26 protein-coding genes and 1 tRNA gene are annotated in these 24,225 nt (G+C 70.8%); 9 read left to right on the top strand and 18 right to left on the bottom strand.

Annotated elements, in window-relative coordinates; translation table 11 throughout:
• Positions 1–67: 67 nt before the first annotated feature.
• The 5 genes from AB3M34_RS05110 to AB3M34_RS05090 are packed head-to-tail and all read right to left on the bottom strand — an operon-like array spanning position 68 to position 4,283.
• Entirely contained in the window at positions 68–637 is a 570-nt protein-coding gene (locus tag AB3M34_RS05110) for a GNAT family N-acetyltransferase (RefSeq protein ID WP_370618008.1), read from the bottom strand.
• 35 nt (positions 638–672) lie between these two features.
• A complete protein-coding gene (locus AB3M34_RS05105; protein WP_370618007.1) occupies positions 673–1,167 on the bottom strand; it encodes a MogA/MoaB family molybdenum cofactor biosynthesis protein in 495 nt (164 codons plus the stop codon).
• Positions 1,164–1,667, bottom strand: coding sequence for a cyclic pyranopterin monophosphate synthase MoaC (gene moaC, locus AB3M34_RS05100; protein WP_370618006.1), 504 nt, complete (start codon positions 1,665–1,667; stop codon positions 1,164–1,166). Before moaC ends, AB3M34_RS05105 begins: the two co-directional genes overlap by 4 nt.
• Positions 1,667–2,887 (bottom strand): gephyrin-like molybdotransferase Glp, encoded by a 1,221-nt coding sequence (glp, locus tag AB3M34_RS05095; protein WP_370618005.1) that lies wholly within the window; start codon positions 2,885–2,887, stop codon positions 1,667–1,669. The genes moaC and glp overlap by 1 nt, the downstream gene beginning before the upstream one ends.
• 10 nt (positions 2,888–2,897) lie before the next feature.
• Positions 2,898–4,283 (bottom strand): UTP--glucose-1-phosphate uridylyltransferase, encoded by a 1,386-nt coding sequence (locus tag AB3M34_RS05090; RefSeq protein WP_370618004.1) that lies wholly within the window; start codon positions 4,281–4,283, stop codon positions 2,898–2,900.
• Positions 4,284–4,313: 30 nt separating this feature from the next.
• Here AB3M34_RS05090 and AB3M34_RS05085 point away from each other — a divergent pair, with 30 nt between their 5' ends.
• Positions 4,314–4,883, top strand: a complete 570-nt coding sequence (locus tag AB3M34_RS05085; RefSeq protein ID WP_370618003.1) for a 5-formyltetrahydrofolate cyclo-ligase — start codon at positions 4,314–4,316, stop codon at positions 4,881–4,883.
• A gap of 212 nt (positions 4,884–5,095) precedes the next feature.
• On the opposite strand, the gene AB3M34_RS05080 is transcribed toward AB3M34_RS05085, so the two are convergent.
• Genes AB3M34_RS05080 through AB3M34_RS05070 form a run of 3 tightly spaced genes read right to left on the bottom strand, consistent with a single transcriptional unit; the run spans position 5,096 to position 10,165 of the window.
• Entirely contained in the window at positions 5,096–7,723 is a 2,628-nt protein-coding gene (locus tag AB3M34_RS05080; protein WP_370618002.1) for a penicillin acylase family protein, read from the bottom strand.
• 16 nt (positions 7,724–7,739) lie between these two features.
• Positions 7,740–8,786: a hemolysin family protein gene (locus tag AB3M34_RS05075; RefSeq protein ID WP_370618001.1), complete on the bottom strand. Its 1,047-nt coding sequence runs from the start codon at positions 8,784–8,786 to the stop codon at positions 7,740–7,742.
• The gene (locus tag AB3M34_RS05070) at positions 8,783–10,165 is read right to left on the bottom strand and encodes a hemolysin family protein (RefSeq protein ID WP_370618000.1); all 1,383 of its coding nucleotides are present in this window, start codon (positions 10,163–10,165) and stop codon (positions 8,783–8,785) included. Before AB3M34_RS05070 ends, AB3M34_RS05075 begins: the two co-directional genes overlap by 4 nt.
• A gap of 146 nt (positions 10,166–10,311) precedes the next feature.
• Between AB3M34_RS05070 and AB3M34_RS05065 the strand changes: the two genes are divergently transcribed.
• The 3 genes from AB3M34_RS05065 to mscL all read left to right on the top strand — a co-directional run bounded on the left by AB3M34_RS05065 (position 10,312) and on the right by mscL (position 11,859).
• Entirely contained in the window at positions 10,312–10,635 is a 324-nt protein-coding gene (locus AB3M34_RS05065) for an FmdB family zinc ribbon protein (protein ID WP_370617999.1), read from the top strand.
• Positions 10,636–10,752: 117 nt separating this feature from the next.
• Positions 10,753–11,376 (top strand): SAF domain-containing protein, encoded by a 624-nt coding sequence (locus AB3M34_RS05060; protein ID WP_370617998.1) that lies wholly within the window; start codon positions 10,753–10,755, stop codon positions 11,374–11,376.
• Between the two features lie 72 nt (positions 11,377–11,448).
• Complete coding sequence (gene mscL / locus AB3M34_RS05055; RefSeq protein ID WP_370617997.1) at positions 11,449–11,859, top strand: large conductance mechanosensitive channel protein MscL; 411 nt, start codon at positions 11,449–11,451, stop codon at positions 11,857–11,859.
• Between the two features lie 35 nt (positions 11,860–11,894).
• On the opposite strand, the gene AB3M34_RS05050 is transcribed toward mscL, so the two are convergent.
• The 4 genes from AB3M34_RS05050 to AB3M34_RS05035 all read right to left on the bottom strand — a co-directional run bounded on the left by AB3M34_RS05050 (position 11,895) and on the right by AB3M34_RS05035 (position 14,980).
• Positions 11,895–12,086: a hypothetical protein gene (locus AB3M34_RS05050; protein WP_370617996.1), complete on the bottom strand. Its 192-nt coding sequence runs from the start codon at positions 12,084–12,086 to the stop codon at positions 11,895–11,897.
• Positions 12,079–12,993, bottom strand: coding sequence for an NAD-dependent epimerase/dehydratase family protein (locus AB3M34_RS05045; RefSeq protein ID WP_370617995.1), 915 nt, complete (start codon positions 12,991–12,993; stop codon positions 12,079–12,081). Before AB3M34_RS05045 ends, AB3M34_RS05050 begins: the two co-directional genes overlap by 8 nt.
• A 107-nt stretch (positions 12,994–13,100) precedes the next feature.
• Positions 13,101–14,174 carry an L-glyceraldehyde 3-phosphate reductase gene (gene mgrA / locus AB3M34_RS05040; RefSeq protein ID WP_370617994.1) on the bottom strand — a complete coding sequence of 358 codons (1,074 nt, stop codon included), beginning with the start codon at positions 14,172–14,174 and terminating at the stop codon, positions 13,101–13,103.
• Between the two features lie 2 nt (positions 14,175–14,176).
• Entirely contained in the window at positions 14,177–14,980 is an 804-nt protein-coding gene (locus AB3M34_RS05035; protein ID WP_370617993.1) for an HAD-IIA family hydrolase, read from the bottom strand.
• A gap of 133 nt (positions 14,981–15,113) precedes the next feature.
• On the opposite strand from AB3M34_RS05035, the gene AB3M34_RS05030 reads away from it, so the two are divergent.
• From AB3M34_RS05030 to AB3M34_RS05020, 3 genes are all read left to right on the top strand, one after another.
• Positions 15,114–16,148, top strand: a complete 1,035-nt coding sequence (locus AB3M34_RS05030) for an LLM class flavin-dependent oxidoreductase (RefSeq protein ID WP_370617992.1) — start codon at positions 15,114–15,116, stop codon at positions 16,146–16,148.
• A complete protein-coding gene (locus tag AB3M34_RS05025; protein WP_370617991.1) occupies positions 16,148–16,639 on the top strand; it encodes a GNAT family N-acetyltransferase in 492 nt (163 codons plus the stop codon). Before AB3M34_RS05030 ends, AB3M34_RS05025 begins: the two co-directional genes overlap by 1 nt.
• 114 nt (positions 16,640–16,753) lie before the next feature.
• Positions 16,754–17,032 (top strand): DUF6186 family protein, encoded by a 279-nt coding sequence (locus tag AB3M34_RS05020; protein ID WP_370617990.1) that lies wholly within the window; start codon positions 16,754–16,756, stop codon positions 17,030–17,032.
• Here AB3M34_RS05020 and AB3M34_RS05015 read toward each other — a convergent pair.
• Together AB3M34_RS05015 and AB3M34_RS05010 are read right to left on the bottom strand one after the other, a co-directional pair.
• Complete coding sequence (locus tag AB3M34_RS05015; protein ID WP_370617989.1) at positions 16,950–18,215, bottom strand: YncE family protein; 1,266 nt, start codon at positions 18,213–18,215, stop codon at positions 16,950–16,952. The genes AB3M34_RS05020 and AB3M34_RS05015 overlap by 83 nt on opposite strands.
• A gap of 121 nt (positions 18,216–18,336) precedes the next feature.
• The gene (locus AB3M34_RS05010) at positions 18,337–18,960 is read right to left on the bottom strand and encodes a TetR/AcrR family transcriptional regulator (protein ID WP_370617988.1); all 624 of its coding nucleotides are present in this window, start codon (positions 18,958–18,960) and stop codon (positions 18,337–18,339) included.
• A 99-nt stretch (positions 18,961–19,059) separates the two neighbouring features.
• Between AB3M34_RS05010 and AB3M34_RS05005 the strand changes: the two genes are divergently transcribed.
• Positions 19,060–20,103, top strand: coding sequence for a hypothetical protein (locus AB3M34_RS05005; RefSeq protein ID WP_370617987.1), 1,044 nt, complete (start codon positions 19,060–19,062; stop codon positions 20,101–20,103).
• A gap of 3 nt (positions 20,104–20,106) precedes the next feature.
• On the opposite strand, the gene AB3M34_RS05000 is transcribed toward AB3M34_RS05005, so the two are convergent.
• Positions 20,107–20,179, bottom strand: a tRNA-Arg gene (locus AB3M34_RS05000).
• 26 nt (positions 20,180–20,205) lie between these two features.
• On the bottom strand, positions 20,206–20,775 hold the full coding sequence (gene pcm / locus AB3M34_RS04995) for a protein-L-isoaspartate O-methyltransferase (protein WP_370617986.1): 570 nt from the start codon (positions 20,773–20,775) through the stop codon (positions 20,206–20,208).
• Positions 20,776–20,797: 22 nt separating this feature from the next.
• Between pcm and AB3M34_RS04990 the strand changes: the two genes are divergently transcribed.
• A complete protein-coding gene (locus tag AB3M34_RS04990; protein WP_370617985.1) occupies positions 20,798–21,142 on the top strand; it encodes a hypothetical protein in 345 nt (114 codons plus the stop codon).
• A 13-nt stretch (positions 21,143–21,155) separates the two neighbouring features.
• Here the strand turns inward: AB3M34_RS04990 and AB3M34_RS04985 are convergent, their stop codons facing one another.
• Both AB3M34_RS04985 and AB3M34_RS04980 read right to left on the bottom strand, forming a co-directional pair.
• Positions 21,156–21,680, bottom strand: a complete 525-nt coding sequence (locus AB3M34_RS04985; RefSeq protein WP_370617984.1) for a PGPGW domain-containing protein — start codon at positions 21,678–21,680, stop codon at positions 21,156–21,158.
• A gap of 68 nt (positions 21,681–21,748) precedes the next feature.
• Positions 21,749–24,097, bottom strand: a complete 2,349-nt coding sequence (locus AB3M34_RS04980) for a putative bifunctional diguanylate cyclase/phosphodiesterase (protein WP_370617983.1) — start codon at positions 24,095–24,097, stop codon at positions 21,749–21,751.
• Between the last annotated feature and the right edge of the window lie 128 nt (positions 24,098–24,225).

The following is a 24,225-nucleotide window of genomic DNA, read 5'->3' as shown; positions in this document are numbered from 1 at the left end:
CCGTACGCGGTAGTGCCCATGCCTCTCGGGGACCTCGCGCGGTGTGTCGCGAGGAGGTTCGGACCGGTCAGTGCTCGGCGCCGGCGGTGCCGACGCGGGCGATGAGTCCACCGGGCACGACCTGCTCGGACGTGACAGCGAAGAGCAGGTGGTCGCGCCAGTCGCCGTCGATGTGCAGGTAGCGAGGGGCGAGCCCGACGCGGTCGAACCCGAGCTTCTCGACGACCCGCAGGCTGGCGGTGTTCTCAGGGCGGATCGCGATCTCGATCCGGTGCAGGCCCAGCACCTCGAAGCAGTGGTCGGTCGCCATCGCGACCGCGGTGGTGGTGATGCCACGGCCCGCATGGCCACGCGAGACCCAGTAGCCGATCTGCGCCCAGCGTGCCGACCCCCAGGTGATGCCGGACACGGTGACCTGGCCGACCATCTCGTCGCTGCCGTAGGTGGTGACGAACGGAAGCGTCCTTCCCTGCGCCGCCTGCTGGCGCAACGAACGCACTGCGGCGCTGTACGAACGGTTGCCCGAGGGGACGCTGCTCGGCAGCGTCGCCTCCCAGCGCCCAAGCCACTCCGCCGAGTCACGGCGCAGCCGCGCCCAGACACGGGCGTCGCTGCGGCGGATCGGGCGCAGTCCCACGGGCCCGTGGTGGAGCGTCGCCGGCCAGCCCGTGCTCAGGACGCACCGCCTTCATCGCGGACGTGGTCGACACCCGCGACCTGCTCGACGGCGTGCACGAGCACACCGGAGAGGACCGCGAGCCCGTCGCGCACCCCGCCGCTCGAGCCGGGGAGGTTCACGATCACCGTCTGGTCGGCGACCCCGGCCGTACCCCGCGACAGCATCGCGGTGGGCACGCCAGCGGCGACGCCGTACGCACGGATCGCCTCCGCGACCCCGGGAAGCTCGCGGTCGAGGAGCGCCCGGGTGGCCTCGGGAGTCGCGTCGGTGGGACTGACACCGGTGCCGCCGGTAGTGACCACTGCGTCGTAGCGGTACTCGACGGCCTCACGCAGCGCCTCCTCGACAGGGTCACCGTCGGGGACGACGACCGCGTCGTCCACCTCGAAGCCCCACTCCCGCAGCGCAGTCACGATCATCGGCCCGGTCGTGTCCTCGTAGACCCCGGCAGCGGCGCGGTTGGAGCACGTCACCACGAGTGCCTTCACGCCGACCAGTCTCCGCTCTTGCCGCCCGACTTCGCCCGGACCTGCACGTCGGTGATCACCGCGTGCTTGTCCACCGCCTTGATCATGTCGACGACGGTCAGCGCCGCGACGCTGACCGAGGTGAGCGCCTCCATCTCGACTCCGGTACGCCCGCGGGTGCGGACCGTCGAGGTGATCGCCACGCCGTCGTCCGTGACCTCGAGGTCGACCTCGACCCCCGTGATCGGCAAGGGGTGGCACAGCGGGACGAGGTCAGGCGTCCGTTTTGTGGCCATGATGCCGGCGACCCGCGCCACGCCCAGCGCGTCGCCCTTCGGCACGTCACCGGAACGCAGCAGCGCGACGACCTCCGGCGTCGTACGGACGAAACCGGTGGCGCGCGCCTCCCGACGCGTCTCGTCCTTGTCCGAGACGTCGACCATGCGGGCCGCGCCGTGCTCGTCGACGTGCGTCAGCCGCCTCTTGGTCTCCGGCTCGGCGGACGGGTGGGTCTCGGCCATCAGAAGTCCCGGTCCAGGACGAGGACCTTGGCCGTGTCACCGACGTGCAGGGCTGTCTCGTCCTCGTCCACGACCACGAGGCAGTTGGCCCGCGACAGTCCGGCGACGAGGTGGGACCCCGGGCCGCTGACCGGGGTGACCCGAGCGCCGCGCGAGGACACCTCGAACCAGCCCCGCAGGTACTGCCGGCGGCCGGAGGGCGAGCGGATCTCCTCCGTCATCGTGGCCTGGACCAGCGGCCGCCGGTACGGGAGCTTGCCCATCATGCGACGCAGCATCGGCAGTACGAAGACCTCGAACGAGACGTAGGAGGAGACCGGGTTGCCGGGCAGCGTGACGATCGGGGTCTTCTCCTCGCCGACCGTCCCGAAGCCCTGCGGCTTGCCCGGCTGCATCGCGACCTCGGCGAACTCGACGGTGCCGACGTCGGTCAGCGCGGCCTTCACCACGTCGTACGCCCCCTTGCTGATGCCGCCGCTCGTGACCACGAGGTCGGCGCGGACGAGCTGGTCGTTGAGGACGTCGGCGAACTCACGCGGATCGTCCGAAGTGATGCCGACCCGGTAGGCGATCGCGCCCGCGGCCCTGGCGCACGCCGCGAGCATGTAGGAGTTGCCGTCGTAGATCGAGTCGTAGTCGAGGCGCGCGCCAGGCTCCCGGAGCTCCGACCCGGTCGACAGCACCACGACCCTCGGGCGTGGCCGTGCCCGGAGCCGCGCGAACCCGAGCGAGGCGAGGAGGCCGACCTCACGAGCGCCGAGCACCGTACCGGCCTCGGCGACGATCTCGCCTGCCGCGACGTCCTCCCCCGCCGGACGCACGTTCTCGCCCGCGCGCCTCGCCTGGAAGATCTGGACGTCCGCGTCTCCGCCGTCGGTGAGCTCGATCGGGACGACCGTGTCGGCGCCGGACGGGATCGGAGCGCCGGTCATGATCTTGACGGCGGTCTTCGAGGTGAGCGCTGTCGGGGTGCTCGACCCGGCGGCCTGCTCGCCGACGACCGGCAGCGTCACCGGGAACTCCCGGTTGGCGCCCTGGACGTCGGCCGCGCGGACGGCATACCCGTCCATGGCGGAGTTCGTGAACCGGGGCAGGTCGATCGGGCTCACCACGTCGTCGACCAGCGGCAGGCCGAGCGACTCGAGCAGCGGCTGGTCGTACGGCTGCAGCGGTCCGATCAGGTCGAGCAGCTTCGCGAGGTGCTCGTCGACGGTACGCATGGGCGACAGCCTAGGGCCCTTCGAGCACGGTGCCGTCGTCGATCGTCCCTGGTGAGCCGTCTGCGGGCACCGTGACGTCGCCGACGACACGGACGTCGGCACCGAACGTCCAGTCTCCGGCCACCGTGAACCCGGTCGCATCGACGAGCGAGACCGGGCCTGCCGGGAAGCGCGCGTCGAAGTCGTGGACGAGCTTGTAGCAGCCCTTGTCGAGCCTCACGAGCGGGGCTTCGTCGCGCCGCGCGACCAGGTGGAAGTCGTCGTCGAGGTCGTAGAAGTCGGAGCGTACGAGAAGGAGGTCGTCGGTGGTCTTGACCGGCAGGAACCGCTCACGCTCGACCTCGATCGCCACCGCACCGTCGAAGACCTGGACCGCGGCACCCATCGCGCTCTCGATCTGGATGACCTCGGGCGACCGGGAGTCGGTCGGGTCCACGGTCTTCACGTTGCGGATGAGCGGCAGGCCGAGGACTCCGTCGCTCTCCTCGATCACGGCGGCCAGCGCCTCGAGGTCGAACCAGAGGTTGTTGGTGTGGAACCACCGGTGGCGGGTGATGTCGTCGGCGAGGGCCTGGTCCTCCTTCGGTGTCTGCGCCGTCTCCCGCAGGACGAGCCGGCCGTCGGACTTGCGGCGCACGAGGTAGCCGCCCTTCACGTCGGCCGCCGTGCGCCGGCAGACCTCGGCCGCGTACGGCGCACCCGACTGGGCGAACCAGCCCGCCATCCTCGGGTTCGGGTAGCTGCCGAGGTTGTCGGAGTTCGACACCGACGCGTACCGGTAGCCCGCATCGAGCAGCGCCTGGAGCGCACCGGAGGCGTCGAGCGCCGTGTAGAGGTCTCCGTGGCCGGGAGGCGTCCACTCGAGGTTGGGGTCGGTCGGCCACGACACCGGCGTGAGGTCGTCGGAGCGGAGCTTCGGCTCCTTGTTCTGGAGGAAGTCCAGCGGCAGCCCGTCGATCTCGAGGTCCGGGTGGGCCGCGAGCGCCGCGAGGGAGTCGTCGCGCGTGCGGAAGCTGTCCATGAGGAGCAGCGGCAGGGCGACGTCGTAGACCTCGCGGACCCTCAGCACCTGCGCGGCCAGCACGTCGAGGAAGGAGCGGTCCCCGCGTACCGGGAGGAGGGACTTGGCCTTGTCCATGCCCATCGACGTCCCGAGGCCGCCGTTCAGCTTGATCACGACCGTTCGCGCGAGAGCGTCGCGGATCGTCGCCTCGTCCACCTCGGCGTCCGCGAGGCGTGGCGGCGCCTCGATCGGGTCCACCTCGTCCTCGGGAATCATCCCGGTCGCGCCGGCCTCGAGCTCGGCGTAGTAGTGCGCGAACACCTCGATCGCTCGGGGCGGGACACCAGCCGCCTCCATCGCCGAACGGGCGGCCGTCAGTCCCTCTGCGCTCATGCCGAACATCGTAGGCACTACCGTCGGGGTGTGACCGAGAAGCAGCGCCTGCGCGAGGTCCTCCTCGAGCGCCGGTCCACGCTCGACGAGCGGGCGCTGGAGGCGGCCGCGGCGGCACTCGCCGTCCGCGCGAGCGCAGTCGTCCACGAGCGCGCAGTCCGCCGGGTCGCCGCGTACCTGTCGATCGCCGGCGAGCCACCGACCTGGCCGCTGCTCGACCGGCTCCTCGCCGACGGGGTCGTGGTCGTGGTGCCGCGTGCACTGCCTGGACGCCGCATGACGTGGCTGCGCTACACCGGTCGCGACGCGCTCGCCGTCGGTCGGTTCGGGATCCCGGAGCCCACCGGGGACGACGACCCGGACGCCCTGGATCGAGTCGAAGTGGTGCTCGTCCCCGCGCTCGCGGTCGACACCTCCGGTTATCGGCTGGGCCGTGGGGGCGGGTTCTACGACGCGGCGCTCCAAGCACGTCCGGAGGTGGCCCGGGTGGCGCTCGTGCACGACCACGAGATCGTCGACGACGTCGGTCCGGAGCCCCACGACCAGCGCGTCGATGTCGCCGTCACTCCGGAGCGGACGCTGATCCTGCCGGCCCGCTGACGAAGCCGGTCTCGATCCTCCGCTGGCGCTCCGGCCTCGACCAACGAAGCAGGGGGGCCGCTGGTCGAGGCGGCCCTACCACCGCTGGTCGAGGCGGCCCTACCACCGCTGGTCGAGGCGGCCCTACCACCGCTGGTCGAGGCGGCCCTACCACCGCTGGTCGAGGCGGCCCTACCACCGCTGGTCGAGGCGCGAAGCGATCGAGACCCGCTCTAACCCTCCAGGTCGGGGGTCAGGGTGAGGGTGTCCTCGGCGGCATCCTCGACCTTCTTCGCCGTGAAGACCCACGGCAAGGTCCTGCCCTCCGCCCACAGCTCCGTCTGGTCGACGTAGTTGCGGTGGTAGGCGTGGCCGGACACGCCGGTCAGGTTGATCCACCGCGACCGGTCGAGGTCGTCGAGGTCGACGACCATCCGCATCGACGGCACCGCGGTGACCTCGTACCCCTTCGCCGCGTCCCAGGCGGTCGCGTCGACGATGCCCGAACCCCCGCCGAGCTCGTACGGCCCACGGTTGAACAACCCCTCGACCGGGCCGACGCCGGAGGTGCCGAGGGTCGCGTTCTCGAGCGTGAGCGTGTGCAGACGCCCCCAGGTCCACCGGGTCGGGTCGAGGGACTGCCGGCTCGTCATGTCGTCACGGGCGTCGCGCATCGCCGTACGGAGGATGTCGTCACGCGTCTCGCGCACGGACTTGGTCGTCCGGTCGTCCCACCACATGCTGTTGGGAGCGTTGAGGAGCCGTCGGACGACCTCGAACCACCGCTCGCCGCCGCTCGGCCAGACGTCCTGCGGAAGGTCGTCGTGGAAGGTCCGCGCGAGCAGGTTGCGCCAGACCGACGCGAAGTAGGCGGCCGCACCCGAGTCGGCGTCCTGCCTGAGGTCCCAGTCGGCGAGCAGCTTCTGGCCGTCGGCGTAGTAGCCGGAGCCGAGGTCGATCTCGAGGAGTGACGGCAGGAGCGTGGTCGCCTGGGTGTTGTACGTGTCGTTCTGCATCCGCGCCATGTCGTCGACGTCCAGCTTCGACTCGGCGGTGATGAGCTCCACGATCCGCTGGCTCCGGTAGCCGGCGGCCTGCTCCGTCCCGATCAGGTACGGGTACTGGCGGCCGACGACCCTCTGGTTGGCCGTCACCACATAGCCCTCGGGCGGGTTGAGCACCCGCGGGAGCTCCGCGTACGGGATGAAGCCGTCCCACCCGTACGACGCGTCCCAGCCCGGGACCGGCCAGGTCCCGTCGCCACGGGTGCGGATCGGGATCTTGCCCGGCGCCTGGTAGGCGATGTTGCCGTCGCGGTCGGCGTAGACGAGGTTCTGCGACGGGACGTCGAAGTGGCGTGCCGCCCGCCGGAAGGACTCCCAGTCGTCGGCCTTGTCGATCCCGAAGACGGCGTCCATCGTGCGGCCGGGGACGAGCGCCGTCCACTGCAGGGCGATGCCGTAGCCCGACCCGCCGCCCTCGGTCTCCCCCACCTCCGCGAGCGTGTCGTCCACGTCGGAGAGGACCGGCCCGTGGAGCGTCTCGCGCACGGTGATCGTCTCGGGTTCGTCCTCGCCGGCGACCTCGAAGTTCTCGGTCCGTTGCGTGAGCGGCTTCCACACGCCGTCGTGGAGGTAGCGGTCGCCCACGATGCGCTCGACGTAGAGGTCGGTGACGTCGGCGTACATGGTCGTCAGTCCCCAGGCGATGTCGCCGTTGTGCCCGATGACCACTCCGGGCATGCCGGAGAACGTGAACCCGGCGACGTCGAACGGGCACTCCTCGGACACCGTCCGGCAGTGCAGCCCCATCTGGTGCCAGACGCCCGGAGCGCTCGGTGCGAGGTGCGGGTCGTTCGCGAGGAGCGGCTTGCCGGTCGCACTGCGATCACCCGACACGGCCCACGAGTTCGAGCCCGTCCCGTCCCCGAACCCGAGCAGGGTCGGCAGACCGGCCGCGACGCCGGCGACCCCGCGCATCGACCCGATGACGTCGCGCAGACTGGCGGCGCCGAGCCCGACCGAGTCGCGTTCGTCCGCGCCCTTGATGGCGTCGGCGCTGTCGGGATCGGCCGAGGCCCGGTCGGTGTCGGCGTTGCGGCGCTGTCCGGCGGACTGGTCGAAAGCGCCGTCGACGACCGTGCCCTTGGTGACGATCGGGTCGTGCCGGCGGAACGGAAAACCGGGATAGAGGGCATCGACCTGTGATTCGGACAGCTTCTCCGTCGCCAGAACCCGGTCGATCTCGTCGGACATGTTGCTGCGCAGGTCCCACGCCATCGCCTTGAGCCAGGCCAGCGAGTCGACCGGGGTCCACGGCTCGGGCTCGTAGTCGGAACCCGTCAATGACAGGACCGAGTACTCCAGCGAGAGGGCACCGGGCTCGCGGTCGGCGATGTAGTCGTTGACACCGTGCGCGTAGGCCTCGAGATAGCGGCGCGTCGCCGGCAGCAGCTCGTCGAGCTCCTTCTCGGCGACCCGGCGCCAGCCCATCGTGCGGACGACCTTGTCGGTCTCGAGCGCGCTCTCGCCGAACAGCTCGGCGAGGCGGCCGGCGGTGACGTGGCGCCGGAAGTCCATCTCGAAGAAGCGGTCCTGCGCATGGACGTAGCCCTGCGCCATGAAGAGGTCCTCGGCACTGTCCGCGTAGACCTGCGGGATCCCCTGCTCGTCACGGAGGACCTCGACGTCGGCGCGCAACCCGGCCAGCTGGACATTGCCGGCGCGCTCAGGGAACGGCCGGCGCACCGTCGTGACCGCGAGCGCCGCGACGGCGACGAGCGCGATCGCCACGACGACCGCGACACCGATGAGGAAGGGTCGGGTCAGGACGGGGCGAAGTCGCAGGGCCAGGGCGCGCACCCGAGCATTCTGCCGCTCACCGTCCCTCGGCGACACGGCGGGACGGATCACGGACCTCTCCGACCAGCTCCTCGAGCACGTCCTCGAGCATCACGACGCCCAGCTCCTCGCCGTCGTCGCCGACGACACGCGCCATGTGAGCGCCTCGGAGCTGCATCAGGCGGAGCGCGTCGTACAACCGCGACCCCTGGCGTACCGACCCGAGCGGTCGCAGCCACTTGGCCGGGATCGGCCGCGCCGGCTCCGACACCTCGAGGGCGTCCTTGATGTGGACGTAGCCGACCAGCCCGTCACTGGAGTCGGTCACCGGGAACCGGGAGAACCCCGTACGGGCGCACGCATCCTCCACGTCGGCCCGCGAGGCGCCGACCGGCACGGTGACCAGATCGGCGCGCGGCAGCAGGACCCGGTCGATCGACCCGGCCTCGAAACCGAGGGCGCCCGACACCAGCTCGTACTCCTCGGAGTCGAGCAGCCCCTCGCGGTGCGACTCGTGAAGGAGCCCCGCGACCTCGTCGGACGTGAAGGTGCTGCCGACCTCGTCCTTGGGCTCGAGGCGTACGAGGCGGACCGCGCCGTTGGCGATGGCGTTGAGGGCGACGACGAACGGCTTCAGCAGCCAGATGACCCCGAGCATGAACGGACCGAGCCACAGGACGGCGCGATCGGGGCCGGCGAGCGCGATGTTCTTCGGGACCATCTCGCCCAGCACCACGTGCAGGTAGGTGACGATCGTCATCGCGATCACGAAGGAGATCGGGTGGACCATGCCGTGCGGCACGCCGAGCGCGTCGAAGACCGGCTCGAAGAGGTGCGCGATCGCCGGCTCGCCGACGGCGCCCAGGCCGAGCGAGCACAGCGTGATGCCGAGCTGCGCCGCGGCCATCGCGAGGCTGACGCGCTCCATGGCACGGATCGCGAGCCGGGCGGGGGCGGACCCGGATTGCGCCTTCGGCTCGAGCTGCGTGCGGCGGGCGGAGATCAGCGCGAACTCCGCGGCCACGAACAACGCGTTGAGGGCGAGCAGGACGACGACGAGCGCGATCGCGAGGACGGGGTTCATCGGCCGCCCTCCTCATCGGGCGAGCCTTCGGAGAGGGTGTCCTCGGGGTCGGGATCGACCGCCAGGATGACCCGGTCGATGCGCCGGCCGTCCATGCGGTCGACCCGCAGGCGCACGTCGAGCGTCGCGACCGACTCACCTGCCACGACCGGCGCGACGAGCGACACCTCGTCTCCGACCTCGGCAAGCCGGCCCAGCTCCTGGGTGATGAGCCCGGCGACCGTCTCGTAGTCGTCGCCCTCGGGGAGCGGCACGCCGGTCTGCATCCGGACCTCGTCGGGTCGGAGCATCCCCGAGAGCACCCACGTGCCGTCGCGCCGCGACCGCAGGCGCGCGGTGGCGCGGTCGTGCTCGTCGTCGATGTCGCCGACGATCTCCTCGACGAGGTCCTCGAGCGTGACGACGCCGTCGGTGCCGCCGTACTCGTCGAGCACGACCGCGATCTGGAGGCGCTGTCCGCGCAGGAGGACCAGGAGAGGGTCGAGCTCGATCGAGTCGGGCACCGTCAGCGCAGGTGCGGCGAGCTCGGACAGCCGGACCGTACGGCGACGGTCGGGGGCGACAGCGACAGCGTCCTTGACGTGGACCACGCCCACGAGGTCGTCGTGGTTGTCGCCGGTCACCGGGAACCGCGAGTGCCCGGTCGCGCTGACCGCGTCGAGGAGATCCTGGGCGGTGTCGCGCCGGTCGAGGAACTTCACGCGGACCCGCGGGGTCAGGACGTCCGCGGCGGTGCGGTCACCGAAGGCGATCGACCGTGCCACGAGATCCGCCGTCGGGCGGGCGAGCGCGCCCACGTCGGCCGACCGCTGCACGAGAGAGCTCAGCTCGTACGGCGAGCGTGCCGACCGCAGCTCCTCCTGGGGTTCGATCCCGATGCCACGCAGCAGAGCGTTCGCGGACCCGTTGAGCCCGCGGATCGGCCATGCCATCGCGGTGGTGAAGCCACGTTGCAGCCCCTGCACGGCTCGGGCTGTCGCCATCGGGACCGAGAGCGCAAGGTTCTTGGGGATGAGCTCCCCGACCAGCATCGTGACGAAGGTGCTCAGCAGCAGCGCGACCGCGTACGAGGTCGCCGACAAGGACGACCCGGTGACGCCGAGGTCCTCGAGGGGGCCGCGGATCAGCTGCCCGATCGCGGGCTCGGCCAGGAACCCGATCGCGAGGTTGGTGATCGTGATGCCCAGCTGTGCGCTGCTGAGCTGGGTGGACAGGGTGCGGAGGCCCTTGAGGAGGCCCACCGCGCGGCGGTCTCCGGACTCGGCAGCGCGGTCGACGGAGGGTCGGTCGACGGTGACGAACGAGAACTCGGCGGCGACGAAGACACCGCAGGCCAGCATGAGGAGGAAGGACGTGAGAAGGAGTAACCACTCGGTCATCAGGAGGCGATCCTACCCGGGCGTTCCGGGAATCAAGGGCGGCCCGACTTGGTTCTAGGGAGTGGCGCCCCGCACAATGGGCGCTGGAATCGGTTCGGCCACCCGCCCGGGGTGGCCGAACGCGTGAGTGCCGAAGGACGACGACCGTGCCGACATACCAGTACCAGTGCACCGAATGCGGCGAGCCGCTGGAGGTGCAGCAGAGCTTCTCCGAGGATGCCCTGACCGTCTGCCCCGCCTGCGACGGACGCCTCCGCAAGGTGTTCAACGCGGTGGGTGTCGTGTTCAAGGGCAGCGGCTTCTACCGCAACGACAGCCGGTCGGCCTCGTCGAGCACCTCGACCGCCGCCACGTCCGGCACCGCGTCGTCCTCCGACTCCACGACTTCCACGAGCTCCGGCTCGTCGACCACGAGCAGCTCGACGACCTCCAGCGGCTCCTCGACCCCGGCGGCGTCCACGAGCGCCTGACGTCGCGCTCACCGAGCACTGCTGCCGACCCCGTCTCCCTGTGGAGGCGGGGTCGCTCGTTTCGTGGCCTGTGGACGACGCGCTCGCGGTGCGCCCCTGGCGCGCGAGAGTGCCTCCATGGCCGACTCACCGCTCGCCGACCTGTGGACGTCGCTGCGCCGTCGGCTCCGGACCCACCGGCGACCGGTGGCCGCCCTGTGCGCGGCCGGTGCCGTGGTGGCGACCGTCCACGCGGCGCAGCCGGATCCGGGCCCGACGCAGGAGGTCCTCGTCGCCACCACCACCCTGCGGTCCGGGAGCGTGGTGCGCCCCGGCGACGTCGAGGTCACCGCGGTGCCCGTCCGGGTGGTTCCCGAGGGCGCGATCGCGTCGATCGACGACACCCGTGGTCGGATCGTCGCGGCCCCCGTGCCTCGAGGCGGGTTGATCACCCGGCTGTCGTTGGTCGGACCGGGCCTCCTCGAGGGCTACCGCCGCGGCAGCGCGCTCGTGAGCGTTCGCGTGGCGGACGCCGCGGGCGTCGCCGCCGTACGGGTGGGTGACTCGGTCGACGTCGTCGGCACGGACCCTCGCGGGACGAGTGCGCCGAGAGTGCTGGCTCGACGGGCCCAGGTCGCCGCCATGCCGTCCGACGAGGGCGACGACAAGGCGGTGCTCGTCCTCGCCGTCGGGGCCGAGACAGCTCGTACGCTCTCGGGCGCCGGTGTGTCGTGGCACCTCGCCGTGACCGTCGTCGCATGACGGCGTCGGTTTCCGAGAGCGGCGTTCCGTGATGTGGTGGACCCACAAACCACGTCACGGGAGGCTCAGAAGATGGCAGGGATGGTCTCAGGGTTCAAGGAATTCCTCCTACGCGGCAACGTCGTGGACCTCGCGGTCGCCGTGGTCATGGGCACCGCGGTCACCGCTCTGGTGACGTCGTTCACGGAGTCGTTCATCAACCCGCTCCTCGCCTCCGTCGGTGGCGACGACGAGCTCGGCTTCGGGTTCACGATCGTCAGCGGCAACGCGGCGACCTTCGTCAACGTCGGGGCGTTCATCACGGCGCTGATCAACTTCGCGATCATCGCGGCCGTCCTCTACTTCATCCTCGTGGTGCCGATGAACCAGGTCCGCGCGAAGTTCGCACGGGCGTCCGACGACGCTCCGCCGCCCGAGGACATCGCGCTGCTGCGCGAGATCCGCGACGAGCTCCGCGCGAGCCGCGAGCGCGGCGACGGCTGACCGGTCGGTCGCGGACCGAGGTGGCAGGCGGCGGCTCAGCCGCCGTGGTGCGGCGGCACGTCGCGGCGCAGCTCGTCGTCGCGGCCGCCGCTGTCGCGCTCGCTCCAGCCCTCGGAGGTCTCGTCGCGCGTCGTCTCCGGGACGACCTCGCCGAGCAGACGCGCCGCACGCAGGCGGCGCCGCCGCTCTTCCTCGGGCGTGCGACCCTTCGGTGCACCGTCAGGCACTGGCGGCCTCGGACACCATGGGCGCCAGCCACCCTGCGTCGAACTGCGGGTGTGCGGCCTTCCAGCCGGTCACGGTGCGGAAGCGCTCCGAGCTGACGCGCTGCGAGCGGGTCATCCACTCGAGGCGGTCGCCGCCGAGCCGTAGTGCGAATCGGCGGTAGAAGCCGGCCTGCTCCTGCCCGACGGCCTCGGCGAACGCCGCGACGAGCTCGCCGCGGCGGACAGGCTCCGCGCCGACGTTGTACGTGCCGGACTCGGCGGTGAGCGCCGTGAGGACAGCGCCGCCGATGTCCTCGGTGTGGACGACGTGCGTCCAGGACTGCGGCTTGCCGAGGCCGACGGCCTGTCCGGCGCGTGCGCGGGAGAGGCGCCAGCGGGTGAAGGAGTCGTCGCCGACGATCGTGCCGAACCGGAGGATCACGGCGTCGCGGTGCTTGGTCGCGAACTGCTCGGCGTGCGACTCCGCGAGGACGACGGGCTCCGCGGCGCAGGACACCGCGATCGGGCTGTCCTCGGTGACGAGGCGCTCGCCCTGGTCGGCGTACACGAAGGACACGCTCTCCTGGATCAGCCGGGCGACCCCGGCCTCGGCGGCGGCTGCCGCCACGTTGCGCGAGCCCTCGACACGGATGCGGTCGTTCGACTTCCAGGCGCCCGGGCGGATGCCGGTGCTGCCGACGGGGATGTGGGTGGCGAGGTTCGCGACCGCCTCGCAGCCGCTCATCGCCTCCACGAGACCGGCGCGATCGAAGAGGCTCGCTCGGGCGGGTGTGATGCCGCGCGACCTGAGGACCGTCGCGCTCTCCTCGCTGCGTGCAAGGGCCACCACCTCGTGACCCGCAGAGTGCAGTGCGGCCGTCACCGAGCGGCCCATGACTCCTGTGCCTCCTGTGACGAAGACTCTCACCGCGGTGCAACTCCAGGTGTGACGACGGGCGTCGAGCGCCAGAACCGGGGGGATTCCATCACGAAAGGATAACGGATGGCCGCGGGTCGCGACCAGTAGATGCCTTTTTAGGCCTCGCTCGACCCCGCCCACAGGTTGAGGTCTCCCTCGACGGCGTGCACGTCGATCCGTCGCAGCTCGTCGTCGTCGAAGTGGGTGCTGCGCAAGGCTCCGAGGCTGTCCTCGAGCTGCGCGACGCTCGACGCGCCGACCAGCGCGGACGTCACCCGAGGCGACCGGAGAACCCACGAGATCGCCATCTGCGCCAGCGTCTGACCGCGCTCCTGCGCGATCGCCTGGAGGCCGCGGACGTGCTCGAGGTTGGCCTCCACCACCGCGGGATCGAGGGACTTGTCCTGCGCGGCGCGCGATCCGGACGGGACGCCGTCGAGGTAACGGCTGGTCAGCACGCCCTGGGCGAGCGGCGAGAACGCGATGGCGCCCACACCGGACTCCTCGAGGACGTCCAGGAGACCGTCCTCGACCCACCGGTTGAGCATCGAGTACGACGGCTGGTGGATCAGCAGCGGCGTGCCGAGGTCTCGCAGGATCTCGACGGCGTCACGGGTGCGGTCCGGACCGTACGAGCTGATCCCGACGTAGCGCGCCTTGCCCGAGCGTACGGCGGCGTCGAGGGCTCCCATCGTCTCCTCGAGCGGCGTGTGCGGGTCGAAGCGGTGGCTGTAGAAGATGTCGACGTGGTCGAGACCCATCCGCTGGAGCGAGTCGTCGAGGCTCGCGAGCAGGTACTTGCGCGACCCGAGGAAGCCGTACGGGCCCGGCCACATGTCCCAGCCGGCCTTCGTCGAGATCACGATCTCGTTGCGGTACGGCGCGAAGTCCTCCGCGAGGATGCGGCCGAAGTTCTTCTCCGCGGCGCCGTACGGGGGGCCGTAGTTGTTGGCGAGGTCGAAGTGCGTGACACCCAGGTCGAACGCACGGCGGAGGATCGCCCGTTGCGTCGCGAGCGGCTTGTCGTCACCGAAGTTGTGCCAGAGCCCGAGCGAGATCGCCGGAAGCTCCAGGCCGGACCGCCCGCACCGGCGGAAGGCAGCCGATCCACCGTCGTCGAGGGCGACGTACCGGTCGTCGGCCGCACGGTAGAGGTCGTGGGGATCGAGGATCGTACGGCGCTCGCTCACGGTCACTCCGGTTCGGTCGGCGGCGGCACGATGTCGTCCACCAGGTCGGCGATGGAGTCGACGACGCGCGTCGGTCGGTAGGGGAAGCGCTCGATCTGGTCGCGCCTGGTCGATCCGGTCAGGACCAGGATCGTACGCAGTCCCGCTTCCATGCCCGAGACTACGTCCGTGTCCATGCGGTCACCGATCATCACGGTGGTCTCCGAGTGCCCGTCGATGCGGTTGAGGGCGTTGCGCATCATCAGGGGGTTGGGCTTGCCGACGAAGTACGGCTCGACCCCGGTCGCCCGCGAGATCAGGGCGGCGACCGACCCCGTCGCCGGGAGCGGACCGGCGGGAGAGGGACCAGTCGAGTCGGGGTTGGTGGCGATGAACCGCGCACCGTTGACGATCAGCTGGATGGCGGTGGTGATCGCCTCGAAGGAGTACGTGCGGGTCTCGCCGAGCACCACGTAGTCCGGACGGCTGCGGGTGAGCACGTATCCCACCTCGTGCAGCGCCGTCGTCATGCCGGCCTCGCCGACGACGTACGCGCTCCCGCGGGGTCGCTGGTCGGAGAGGAACTGGGCGGTCGCGAGCGCGGAGGTCCAGATGTTCTCCTCCGGCACGTCGAGCCCTGACTCGGCGAGACGCGCCCGCAGGTCGCGCGGGGTGTAGATCGAGTTGTTGGTGAGGACCAGGAACTTGCATCCGGACTCGGTCAGCCGCCTGAGGAACTCCGCGGCCCCGGGGATCGCGTCCTCCTCGCGGACGAGAACGCCGTCCATGTCGGTGAGCCACGTCGTGACGGGCCGCTTCTCGCTCATGCCGGAAGTATCCCGCACGGCTTGCGCCCGACCCGCACCCACTCGCTGGTCGAGGCGCGAAGCCATCCGCTGGTCGACGCCCCTCCATCCGCTGGTCGAGGCGCGAAGCGATCGAGACCACTAGCCTCGTGGTGTGAGCGACCAGATCGAGCTCGGCCTCGACACGTTCGGCGACATCGCGGCCGACGCGGAAGGCAACCCCGTCCCTGCTCCCGAGGTGCTCCGCCAGGTCGTCGAGCAGGCCGTGCTCGCCGACGAGGTGGGCTGTGCGTTCATCGGCCTCGGCGAGCACCACCGCGCCGACTTCGCGATCACGGCCCCCGACGTCGTGCTCGCCGCGATCGCCGGGCGGACCACGCGGATCCGCCTCGGCTCGGCCGTCACCGTCCTGAGCTCCGACGACCCCATCCGCGTCTACGAGCGGTTCGCGACGCTCGACGCCCTGTCCGACGGGCGCGCGGAGGTGATCCTCGGACGCGGGTCGTTCGTCGAGTCCTTCGGCCTGTTCGGCTTCGACCTCGGCGACTACGAGGTGCTCTTCGACGAGAAGCTCGACCTGTTCGCGGCGCTGCTGGACGAGGAGCCGGTCACCTGGTCCGGATCGATCCGGCCGCCACTGACCGACCAGCGCGTCTATCCGCCGACGGAGTCCGGTCGTCTGCGCACGTGGATCGGCGTCGGCGGCACGCCCGCCTCCGTGGACCGCGCGGTCCGCTATCGCATCCCGATGATGCTCGCGATCATCGGCGGGCCTCCGCTGCAGTTCGCCCCGTACGCCGACTACTACCGCCGCCGGCTCGCCGAGGACGGCGTCGCGCCGCTGCCGGTCGGCATGCACTCCCCCGGCTACGTCGCCGACACCGACGAGCAGGCCCGCGAGGAGCTCTACGCGCACTGGATGGCGCAGCGTACGCAGATCGGACGCGAGCGCGGCTGGCCGCCGGCGACCCGCAACGACTTCGCCCAGGCGGCGAGCCCGGACGGTGCGCTGTACGTCGGCTCGCCGGAGACGGTCGCGCGCAAGATCGCCCGCAACGCGGCGGCCCTCGGCGTCAGCCGCTTCGACATGAAGTACGCGAACGGCGCGATGCGCCACGAGCAGCTCCTGCACTGCATCGAGCTGTACGGCTCGCAGGTCGCGCCGCTGGTCCACGACATGATGGCCTGATGCAGATCCGTACGGCGACCGAAGCCGACTGGCCCCGCATCTGGCCGTTCTTCGACGCCGTCGTCAAGGCGGGTGACTCGTACGCGTTCCCGCTCGACCTCGACGCCGAGAGCGCGCGAGGCTGGTGGATGGAGACGCCGCCGGGCCGGACGACGGTCGCCGTCGACCACGACGGCGTCGTGGTCGGCTCGGCGAAGATGGGCCCGAACCGCCCCGGCCGCGGGGCGCACGTGGCCACCGCGAGCTTCATGGTCGACCCGTCGGCACGCCGTGGGGAGATCGGGCGAGCACTCGGCGAGGACATGATCGCCTGGGCGCGCGCGGAGGGCTTCCACGGGATCCAGTTCAACGCCGTGGTCGAGACCAACACCGCCGCGGTGCGGCTGTGGCGCGAGCTCGGGTTCGACGTCGTGGGGACGGTCCCCGAGGCGTTCGACCATGCCACCGACGGCCTGGTCGGGCTCTACGTGATGCACCTACCGCTGGCGTAGATTGGCGGTCGTGCGCCGAGCTCAGCCCGACGCGTCGTCGACCGATCGCCCGCGCGGCGTCGGCCTGGTTGGGGATCGTCGTCGTGGTCGCGCTCTGGCAGCTCCGTCTCGTACGTGCCCGGGCCCACGTTCAGCGACGTGGGCGAGCTGGTCGACGTCGCGATGGCCGACCGCGCACTGCGGCTCGCCGTGGTCGCGTACTGGCGGTGGCTGGGCTGGCACTACCTGGTCGGACCGACGATCGCTGATCGCGGCGCGACCTGGCCGCAGGAGCAGCACCCGTGCGGCCAGGTCGAGCCGGCGCGCCTGGTCAGGAGGCGGGTCCGCTCCAGCCGATCGGCAGCTGGGCGATCCGAACTCGCTGAGGATGGTCACCGACCGGGACGGAGGTGATCTTCTGGCCGGTGGCGAAGTCGATCGCCGTCACCTGGTCGGCGGCGCTCTCGGAGATCACGCACGCGTTGCCGTCCCCGCTGACGGTCGCCCAGTACGGCTTCGCGGCAGGGACGAGGGGCCCTTCCTGGAGCGTCGCCCGATCGACGACGGTCGCGTACTCATCCATGGTGCCTGCGATGCAGAGCTTGGTCCCTGACGGGTTCATCGACATCCCGTGGTGGCGGGAGTCGTTGACGAAGGTCGTACGGTCGTCATCGGTGGCGGGGTTCTCCGGCAGCGTCTTCATCCGGGTGATCTTGTCGGCAGCGACGTCATACTCGAAGAAGCCGTTGAAGAACGAGACTTGGAAGTAGAGCGTCGCCTCGTCCGGCGTGAACGCGACCGGGCGAACCGAGTCGGACTTGCCGGTCTGGCCGAAGGCGTCGAGGCGCTGCCGCATGTCGATGACCTTCACCGTGGCGAACGTGGTGGTGTCGACGACGGTGATCTTTCGATCACCCTTGAGGGCGTCGAGTGCAGGAGCGTCCAAGTCGTTGTTGACCTCACCGATCGACATGTTCCACAGGCGCGACCCGTCGGCGGAGAACACGTTCTCGTGCGGCTTGTCACCGGTCTTGAAGGACCCGACCTCCTTCCCGGTGCGGATGTCGAGGACGTGGACGGTGTTGCCCGTCGAAGCCGACACCGCGACACGGTTGCCGTCCGGCGAGACTGCCATGTGGTCGGCGCGGTAGCCCGAGACCCTGAAGCGCCACCGGAGCTTGCCGGTAGCGGTGTCAATGGAGGCGACGTCGGCGAAGCTGGGCCGCGAGACGACGATGGCCGAGCCGTCGGGCGTCGTGTACATGTCGTCGACGAACTGGTCGTGCCCCTCGCCGACGGTCAACCGGATCCCCAGGAAGAACGCCAGACGCACGGGGTTGAGATAGATCTCGGTGAGCCGCTTCGTCTTGTCGGGCACGAGGTTGATGCGTCCGATCTTCGCGAAGTCGCCGGTCGAGCGGATGACGTCGGCCGTCCCGTCCCAGTTGTTGCCGACGAGCATCACCTCCTGCAGACCAGGTGGGGGCGTCGCGGCTGCGGCTCCACCGCTCAGCCCCATCGATCCAGCGGACAGGGTGATCGCGGCGAGGCCGGCGACGATGGATGCGCGTCGACGCGCGCGAGCGAGAGATGACATGGCGGACCCTCCAGTGGGATGTCGTAGACGGACGAACCCGATTCCGGAGTCACAATGAGGGTCAAACCGAGTTGCACCACCGTAGCGGAGATGAAATGCAGGTCACAAGGCCGCCGGCGACTCACACCGGCCGGGCGTTGCCGACCGACGCGCCGTGCGCGAGGACGCCCGCGGCCGCCGCGAAGTACGCCTCGCCGTCGAATCCGTCCACCAGTGCGTTGTGGACGATGTACCCCTGGCAGACGCCGACGTAGACGGGGTACTCCGCCGCGGCACGGATCCGCGCGTCCTGCTCGTCGACGCCACGAGACACGTACCAGCGCTCGAGGTGATCGCGGAACAGTCGCCCGATCTCAGCCAGTCCCCCGGCGACGCTCTCCTTTAGCTCTGGGTCGAGCTGGGCCGTCGACCAGACCTGGAGCACCATCCCCGGCGCCTGGCCGGCGACCTCGGACACGCTGCGGAGGAACTGCACGAGAAGGTCGCCAGGCGGCGTGACCTCGTCGCCGGACGCGCCCCGCTCCAGCTCGGTGAACCGACCGACGACGACGCTCCGCATCGCCTCGCGGACGAGCTCGTTCTTGTTGCGGTAGTAGCCGTAGATCGCGCCGGCCGACAACCCGGACTCCCTGATGATGTCGGCCATCGACGTGCCCGCGTACCCCTTGGTCGCGAAGCACCGGAGTGCCGCACGGGCGATCTCCTCGCGGCGGGCGGCCTTGTGCTCCTCGGAGACCTTCGGCATGGCGCCCACCGTAAAACGAACGAACGTTCTTGACAAGGGTGCCGAACGGTGCGCACGATAGAGAACGTTCATTCGTTTTCTTTTGCATCTGGAGTCACCATGTCCACCACCACCGGATCTGCCTCCGCCAGGGCCTGGGGCCGCGCTGCCGTCGCCGCGACGCTGGCGGCATTCGTCGTCACCCTGGTCGTCGCCGCCTTCGTGTGGCCGGCGGCGACGACCACGCCGCACGACCTTCCTGTCGCAGTCGCCGGTCCCCCAGCGGCGGTCGACGCGGTCGAGAAGACCCTCGACGAGGCGGCTCCGGGACGCTTCGACCTGACCGGCGTCGCCGACCGGGATGCCGCGGTCGCCGCGGTCGAGCAGCGCGACGCGTACGGCGCCATCGTGCTGGGCGACGAGCCCGAGGTGCTCACGGCCTCGGCCGCCGGTGCCGCCACGCACCAGGCGATGACACGCCTCGCCGGCGAGCTCGGCACCGCGCTCGCGGCACGGTCGGGTGCCCCCGCTCCCTCCTCGCCGACCGTCACCGTCACCGACGTGGCGAGCCTGTCGACCGACGACGCCCAGGGGATCGGCATGACCGCGGCCGCCTTCCCGCTCGTCATCGGCGGCATCGCGGGCGGAGTCGTGATCTCGCTCCTCGTGACCGGGCGGGGTCGACGGGTTGCCGCACTCGGCCTGTACGCGGTCCTCGCAGGCGCGGGCACGACGGCAGTCGTCCAGGGCTGGTTCGGCATCCTTCAGGGCGACGCGGTGCAGAACGCCGCAGCGGTCGGCCTGGCGTTCCTCGCCACCAGCTCCTTGATCGTCGGCCTCTCCAGCGTCATCGGTCGCGCCGGGATCGGCGTCGGCGCCCTGCTGACGCTCCTGGTCGCCAACCCGATCGCGTCGGCCGCCCAGCCGCCCGAGTTCCTTCCCGGCGCCTGGGGCGAGATCGGCCAGCTCTTCGTGCCGGGAGCGGCCGTGAACCTGCTGCGGAGCCTCTCCTACTTCCCCGAGGCCGACCTCACCAAGCAGCTGGTCGTGCTCGGCGTATGGGCGGCGGCCGGGATCGCGCTCACCCTGCTCGGGCGACACGGCGACGCGACCACCGCGGATGCGGTCGTCCCGGAGGAGCTCCACGCGTACGCCGCTGCCTGACAGTGCCCCCGGCAGGATTCGAACCTGCGACACCCGCTTTAGGAGAGCGGTGCTCTATCCCCTGAGCTACGAGGGCGCACGGAGAAAGAGTAGCGGGCGGGCTCACCAGTCGAGCAGCGGCACGAACCGGTAGGCACCGTGCTCGGTGACGGTGGTCCCCCCGTCGGCGGAGCGCACGACCCGCGTCATCCGACCGCGGACCGGCACGACGAGGAGTCCCCCGTCGCCGAGCTGGTCCACGAGCGGAGTCGGCAGGGACCTCGCCGCGGCGGAGACCAGCACCCGGTCGTACGGCGCCTCGGCAGGCCAGCCGAGGACCCCCCGCTCAGCGAGCTCGACGCGGACGTGCTCGGGGTCGTAGCCCGAGAGGGCAGCCGACGCGAGGTCACGAAGCTCGGGCACGATCTCGACGCCGATCACCGACCCGTCCTCGCCGACCAGGTGCGCGAGCAGCGCGGTCGTCCATCCGGAGCCCGCGCCGACGTCGAGGACCCGCATCCCGGGGCCCAGGTCGAGGAGGCGCAGCATCGCCTCGACCGTGTGCGGCTGCGAGTTCGTCTGGCCCCATCCGATCGCCAGCGGAGCGTCGGTCGACGCGTGCTTCCGCTGCCCCTCGGGCAGGAAGTCCTCGCGGGCCACGGCAGCCATCGCCGCGCGGATCGGGTCGTCCATGCCCTCCAGTATCCTTCGGCGCATGGAAACGCTCCGTCTGGTCCTGCTGGCCCTCCACCTGCTCTCGTGGGCCTTCGTCGTCGGCGCGTGGGCGTCTCGGCTGCGCACCCCGGTCCCGATCGCGAAGGGCGTCTCTCACGCCGCGGCGTCCGCTCTGCTGACGGGCCTCCTGCTCGTCGGGGTCCGCGAGATGGACGACCTCGACGTCAACCACGTCAAGATCGGCATCAAGCTGGTCATCGCGCTCGTCGTGACGGTCCTCGCGTTCATGGCCGAGCGCAAGGGCGACCGCACCCCGGTCTGGATGGCGCACACGATCGGCGGGCTCGCCGTCGTCAACGTCCTGATCGCCGTGCTCTGGCAGTAGCCGAGCACCGAGGTCAGACCTCGGACTCCTCGTCGTCGAGCGGGAGGTCGCGCAACGAGCGTTCGTCCGGCTGGTCGTCGAGGGACGAGGCGTCGTCCTCCACGCCGTAGCGGAACCGTGCCACGCTGTAGGCGACCAGCGAGAGCGCGATCAGCGACGACAGCATCATGCTCAGCCCCGTGGCCCAGCCGCTGAACGGCAGCTCGTCGCCGAAGGGTCCGACCTCGGGGACGGTCGGCCCGACCCACCAGATGACGCCGAACGCCATCACGATGCACGCGCCGAGGACGCTCAGCGCGATGCGGGGCCACGTCTCGACGCCGAAACGTGCCGCCTCGAACGCCTTCTCCTTGATCGGCTCCACCCTGCGCTCGGCCCACTCGTAGCGGTTCGAGAGCACCGCGAGCCCGGCGACCATCATGAGGAGGCCAGGACCGGGCAGCACCAGCGCGGCCACCCCGGTGACCACGAGCAGCCAGCCGATCAGCTCGACCCCCGTCGCCCGCACCCAGGACGCCAACCCGCGCAGCCATGTCATGCCCGACTCATCTCCACGAGGACCAGGATGCCAAAGCGGGTGAAATCGGGGTACGGGACGGGCATCGGTCAGGACCGGCGCAGCGACGACGTGCGCTCACGCTGGGCAGCCCACCGCACCAAGGTCGCCGGGCTCATGGGTCCGCCGAAGTAGTAGCCCTGGAAGGAGATCGACCGGCGGCTGTCCGAACCCCGGTCGGCCAGGACCGCGTCGACCTGCGCCAGGCGTTCGATGCCCTCGACGACGACGCGGAGGTTGACCGCAGATGCCATCTCGAGCATCGAGTCGAGGAACGCGCCACGGCTCTCGTCCGTGTCGATGTCGCGCGAGAAGATCCGGTCGAGCTTCAGCACCTGGACCGGGAGCCTCATCAGGCGCTCGAGGGACGAGAAGCCGACACCGAAGTCGTCGACGGCCAGCACGGCACCCCGGGCGACCAGGTCCTCCATCACCCGCGACTCGATGACGTCCTCGCTGATCGACTCCGTCTCCGTGATCTCCAGCGTCAGCGGGTGCGGCGCGAGGACCTCCACGGCACGCAGCACGCTCGAAACGAACTGGCGCGACCCGAGCTGCCGGGCGGACAGGTTGACCGCGATGGCGGTCTCGGGCTCGAGCGCCTGGTCGAGCTGCTCGCGGTCGTCGCAGACCTGCTCGAGGACGAACCGCCCGATCGCCTCGATGAGGTTGGCCTCCTCCGCGAGCGGGATGAACTCCTCCGGCGAGACGACCTCACCGTCCTCGGTCCACCGGGCCAGCGCCTCGACCGCGAGGATCCGCTCGTCGTCGGCGGCGACGATCGGCTGGTAGACGACTCGCAGCCGGCGCTCCTCGATCGCGCGCCGGAGCCGGTCCGCGAGCTCGAGCGACCTCACCCGCTCGATGCCCATCGCGTCGTGGTAGACGACGATCCGGTCGCGACCCTCCCGCTTGGCCACGTACATCGCGATGTCGGCGTTGCGCAGCAGCTGGTCCGCGGACGCGGGCGCGTCGTCGGTCGAGGCGATGCCGATGCTGACGGTGATGTCGATCGTCCGGTTGTCCACGAGGATCGGCCGCGCCACGATCGCGCGTACGTCCTCGGCGATCCGGGCGGCGTACGCCGCCGCGTCCTCGGAGGAGTCCGAGGGCGTCCCGATGAGGATGGCGAACTCGTCACCGCCGAGGCGGGCGACGTGGACCTCGTCCGGCAGCTCGTCCGCAAGCCGTCGCGCGATGGCGATCAGGGCCCCGTCACCGCTGGCGTGACCGAACTGGTCGTTGACCTTCTTGAACCCGTCGAGGTCGCAGAACAGGATCGCGCACGGCGCTGCGTCTCCCTCGGGACCGCCCGCCATCACCTCGGCCACCGTCGCCAGGAAGACCGACCGGTTCCTGAGCTTGGTGAGCGGGTCGCGCTGCGCGTTGGCGACCAGGTCGCGGTTCATCCGCATGCGTGACAGTGCCTCCTCCGCCTGCTGAGCGATCGACTCCAGCGCCTCGACGTTGCGCAGCGTACTGGCCTGCGGCCCACGCTTGCCCTCGATCACCAACCAGTAGACGTCGTCGCCGGCGATGATGAGCCGCCGCAGGTCGGTGGCCCCCGGCAGGTCCGTACGCAGACCCGAGCCCGGGGACTTGCCCAGCTGTCGTGTGCCGGCGTCGAGGACCGCGAGAACCTGCTTCTCGGTGGCCGCCGAGTGCAGCGCGTTCGCGGTCTCGAAGAGGACGTTGAGCCGGCGCGCGGTCTCGCGCTCGCGGGTGACGCCCTTGGCCGCGACGAGGACGATCGCGAGCGCCGGCACGACGGCCAGCAGCGCGCTCGGCGACTCGGTCCGGTAGAGGAGGACGGCGACGTAGCCCATCGCCGTGACGCCTGCGTAGACGGCGTACAGGGTGAGGATCTCGTACGCCCGCGACTCGAGGCTGCCGGCGCCCGGTGGACCGGAGGCGCGGATGCGGAGCACCGACGCACCGATGTCCACGAGGAACGCCAGCGTGAAGGCCAGGACGACGGCCACCACCTCGCGCAGACCGAACATCCCGTCGTCGAGGAGCGTCAGCACCCCGACGGCGACCGCTCCGGCGACGATCGAACGGGCGGCGTTGAAGAGCCGGGAGCCGCGAGCCACGGGCAGGCACTGCGCGAGGGCGATGCCGACGATCCAGAGCAGCAGGGCGTCCTGCCACTGCAGGGTCAGCGCCAGCAGGACGAGGACGCAGGACTCGGTGCCGACGACCAGCCAGTCGTCGTAGCGGTCGAGGTAGAGCGGAGCCGAGCTGGCGAGCATGATCGCGGGGATGGTGAGGAGCCACCACGGGTTCGGGACACCGCGGTCGGCCGCAGCGGCGACGACCGTGCCCACGGTGACCACCAGGGCCGCGACCACGATGCCGACCGTCAGGAGTCGGCTCGCGGGACGCGGGGCGGCAGTCATCGGCATCCCCGGTGGCGCCGGCACGCGGGACCGCTGGGGCTCATGCTCCCCATGCAACAGCACACGGCGAGAAGTTGGCCGTGATTGTCCATGTTTGCCCGGTCCCGTCGCGGCATCACGACCGGCCA

Source organism: Mumia sp. Pv4-285 (assembly GCF_041320275.1).
Lineage (GTDB): Bacteria > Actinomycetota > Actinomycetes > Propionibacteriales > Nocardioidaceae > Mumia > Mumia qirimensis.
The sequence above is the reverse complement of the archived record's forward strand: the minus strand, read 5'-3'. Positions and strand labels throughout refer to the sequence as shown.